Raw genomic sequence first — 2,932 nt, forward strand, 5'->3', positions numbered from 1 at the left:
CAACACCCCCACACTCACCACCGCCGCCACCACGTGAAACACCACCAGCGTCAGGAACGCCGTCGCGTTGCCGCCGGGGAAGGGGAACATGGCCGGGTTGCCCGCGGCCAGGAAGTTGGGGATGACCGACACGACCAGGGCGATGACGGCCACGATGACGTACGTGCGCACCGGGTTGGCCGACCGCCGGCTGAGCCAGGCGAAGACCAGCGCCCCCAGCCCCGTGCCGATGATGGTGAAGAAGGCGATGGCCCCCACCGACAGCGGCGGGAAGCCGGCCGGCAAGTCCACGACGGCCCGCGCGATGAAGAAGGCGGCGATATTGGCGACGACGGCCGCCGCCACCGAGGCCAGCCCGGCGGTCAACAGCTTGCTGCGGTCTACAGTTGGTTGAGTCACAGTTGCCATAGTTACTCCTTTAATTGAAGGGATTGGCTCACGCAAGGAGCGCTAAGGATGCCAAGAACGCAAAGAAGAAATCAGCTTTGCGTTCCTGGCGAACTTTGCGCTCTTTGCGTGAGCTTCATCTTTATCGAAAAGCCCCCGCATAATCGCGGACGTACTGCCTCATGGTGATAGGCGGGCGGCCCAGCAGGGTAGCGGCGTCGGGCGCGACCGTTTTGGCCATGCCCAAGCGCGTGGTCAGGTAGATGCCGGCCATGACGGCGATGTAGCGCCACGGGTGGCCGCGCCGGCGCATCCGTCGGGCAAAGGTCAACAGCGACGGGTGGCTGTAGGTGATGGGCCGGCCCAGCTCCTCGGTCATGATGGCCGCCACCTCGCTATAGGTCAGCGCCTCGCTGCCCGTCAGCGCATACTGCCGGTTTTCGTGCCCCGGCTCGCTCAGCACCCGCGCCGCCACCGCGCCGATGTCGCGGGCGTCGATGAAGGCCGTCGCGCCGCGGCCGGCGGGGATGAACAGGTCGCCGTGCTCGGCGATGTCGGCCCGGTGGGTGGTGTCCAGGTTCTGCATGAAGAAACCGCAGCGCAGCATGGTCCAGGGCACGCCCGAATCTTGCAGCAGCGTCTCGATGCGGGCGTGGGGCACCAGGGGGTTGCGCTCCACGCCCATGAGCGACAGGAAGACGATCTGGCGCACGGCGTGGCCCGCGCCGGCGCGCGCCGTGTAGTCGATGAAGGGCTTGATGGCCCGCTCCACATCGCTGATGGCCGGCGGGCGCATCAGGAAGACGCGGCTGACGCCGGCCAGTGCGGCCGGGAAGGTGGCCGGAGTTTCAAAGTCGAAGGCGGCCACCTCGGTCGCCTCCGGCAGATCGCCCCGGCCGTTGTCGGTGTTGAATAGCGCGGCCCGCGTCGCCACGCCCCGCGCCGCCAGTTCCCGCACCACCTCGCGGCCCACGTTGCCGCTCGCGCCCGTTACCAGAATGAGCTCGGTCATAGTGTTGTGAAGAGGCTCACGCCAAGAGCGCGAAGTTTGCCAAGAACGCAAAGAAGGATATTTCTTCGCGCTCTTGGATTTCTTTGCGCTCTTTGCGTGAGCTTCTTACTTCCCCAACAGCGCCTCGATCATGTCGGCCACGTCCCACAGCGGCCGTTGGCTCTGTTCGCTGCGGGACAGGATGATGCCCCCTTCGATGGCGGCGATGACCAGGGCTGCCAACTGGACTGCATTGCGCTCGCCATAGGCCGGGCGCAGTTTGTCGGCCACGATCCCCTGCCACAACCGATAGGCGTCGCGGCAGGCCAGCCGCAGCCGCTCGTTGGTGGACGCCGCCTCCAGAGCTACAGCCGTGATCGGCCCGCCCTGCCGGAAGCCGGACTCCGCCACGTAGCCTGCCAGCCGCCGCACGAAGCCAACGACGGCCGCCGCCGGATCGTCTACCTCGGCCATCGCTCCGGCCAGGTTATCCGCTACCTCCCGCGCCGACCGTTCGATGGCCGCCGCGACCAATTCCTCCTTCCCATCCGGGAAGTAGTGGTAGAGCGACCCCTTCGGCGCGCCGCTGACCTGCAAGATCTGGTTCAGCCCGGTCGCCTGATACCCCTGAGCCTCCAACAATTGGCAGGTCGTGTCGATAATCTCGTCTCGTTTGGTCGTCACGGGGAGGATTATACAGACTGGTCTATAGAAGTCAAGGCCGGTCTGTTGTAGGGGTGGGTTTCAAACCCGCCCCTACATGATTGACAATGCGCCACCCACCCTTATAATGCAAGCCATTCCCGGAGGTCGCATATGCTTCGCAATCGTATCCAGTCTGCGCTTTACATCCTGGGTTTTCTGATTCTGATCCCGGTCATCGGCCTGGGGCTGGGGCTGCTGGGGTGGCCGCTGCACGTGCGCTGGCTGCTGATGATGGGTGTGTTCGTGGGCCTGCTGGCGCTGGTGGGGCGCGAGGTGACGGCCCGCGAGATGGACGTGACCCTGCCCGACGGCCGCACTACCCGCCGCTACGTCCCCGGCCGCTTCGACGGCATCCTCATTGACCTGCGCCACAAGATCAGCCTCTCCCGGCTCCAGCTGGTGCTGTGGACGGTGGTCGTCCTGTCGGCCTGGGCCACCTTCGCGCTGCACCGCGCCATCCCCGTCGTGCAGGGGCGGCTGCTGGCCTCCTCTGTCCTACCGGCGGAGGAGTTGGCGACGTTGCTGGCGGGCAACAACCCACCGGCCGACGCCGACAACGCCCGCGCCGCGGCCATGCTGGAGCAACTGATCGGCGAGCCGGTGGCCGTGCCCGGCAGTGAGGCGGTGGCGACGGCCGCCTCCAGCCGCTACGACGCGCTGGACATTCGCATCCCGACCGAAGTGCTGGCGGCGCTGGGCATCAGCCTCGCCTCGCTGGCCGGGGCCAGCGCCATCAAGACCAACCGGGCCACAACCACCGAAGGGCGCTCGGTCGAGATCGTCGAGGCCAAACGCGAGAAGCTGCGCGGCCAGGTGGCGCGGGTGGAAACGATGGCCTCACGCAGCCAG

The 2,932-nt window shown here is 66.7% G+C and carries 4 protein-coding genes; 1 reads left to right on the top strand and 3 read right to left on the bottom strand.

The window, feature by feature from the left end:
* From ACE3UY_RS18210 to ACE3UY_RS18220, 3 genes are all read right to left on the bottom strand, one after another.
* Positions 1 to 408 (bottom strand): DUF6069 family protein (locus ACE3UY_RS18210; RefSeq protein ID WP_374688905.1); only part of this gene is annotated, 408 nt, incomplete at its 3' end.
* Between the two features lie 121 nt (positions 409 to 529).
* Positions 530 to 1,399 (bottom strand): SDR family oxidoreductase, encoded by an 870-nt coding sequence (locus tag ACE3UY_RS18215; protein ID WP_374688906.1) that lies wholly within the window; start codon positions 1,397 to 1,399, stop codon positions 530 to 532.
* A gap of 105 nt (positions 1,400 to 1,504) precedes the next feature.
* A complete protein-coding gene (locus tag ACE3UY_RS18220; protein WP_374688907.1) occupies positions 1,505 to 2,062 on the bottom strand; it encodes a TetR/AcrR family transcriptional regulator in 558 nt (185 codons plus the stop codon).
* A gap of 132 nt (positions 2,063 to 2,194) precedes the next feature.
* Here ACE3UY_RS18220 and ACE3UY_RS18225 point away from each other — a divergent pair.
* Positions 2,195 to 2,932: hypothetical protein (locus tag ACE3UY_RS18225; protein WP_374688908.1), on the top strand; the 738-nt coding region annotated here is incomplete at its 3' end.

The organism is Promineifilum sp. (SeqCode), assembly GCF_041918635.1.
Taxonomy (GTDB): domain Bacteria; phylum Chloroflexota; class Anaerolineae; order Promineifilales; family Promineifilaceae; genus Promineifilum.